The sequence below is a fragment of the Sulfitobacter dubius genome, assembly GCF_027214245.1.
Taxonomy (GTDB): domain Bacteria; phylum Pseudomonadota; class Alphaproteobacteria; order Rhodobacterales; family Rhodobacteraceae; genus Sulfitobacter; species Sulfitobacter dubius_A.
Map to the genome: position 1 here is coordinate 1 of NZ_JAPWHM010000034.1, position 620 is coordinate 620.

Genomic DNA, 620 nt, shown 5'->3' on the forward strand with positions numbered 1-620 from the left:
TGAAGCTGCATCGCAGCGTTCGATCATCAAGGTAATGGCAGGTCTGGGCCGGCCGCGACAGACCGGCCCCTGGCGCTTAGATCTCTACCGACTCTGCGATCGCGAGCGCATCCTCCAGTTCGACGCCGAGGTAGCGCACGGTGCTGTCCATCTTCGTATGGCCAAGCAATAGCTGCACTGCTCTAAGATTGCCGGTCTTCCGATAAATCTCAGCAACCTTGGTGCGACGCATGGAATGGGTGCCGTAGGCGCTCGGCTCGAGACCGATGGAGGCCACCCAGTCCCGGACGAGGCGAGCATACTGCCGCGTCGAAATGTGCAGCCGTTCGTGGAACCGTCCCGGCCAGAGATGCTCCGACCCAATCATGAGCGGGGATTCGAGCCAGGCTTCGATTGCTTTCCGAGTCCCTTCGGTAATCTCGAAGCTCACGGGCCTGCTTGTCTTGCTCTGGACAATCGCAGCGCGGTGCCTGACCTGCCCCGCGGCGTAGACGTCGGCGACCTTGAGCCGCACCAGGTCGCAACCACGCTACTTGCTATCGATGGCGAGATTGAAGAGCGCCAGTTCTCGGGTCCGATGGGCGATCTCCAATCGGACCCGGATCGCCCAGACATGCTTC

General features: G+C 61.5%; 1 pseudogene. It reads right to left on the reverse strand.

Annotated elements, in window-relative coordinates:
- Positions 1-76: 76 nt before the first annotated feature.
- Positions 77-620: pseudogene (locus O4H31_RS19495) on the reverse strand (tyrosine-type recombinase/integrase); the annotation flags it as partial.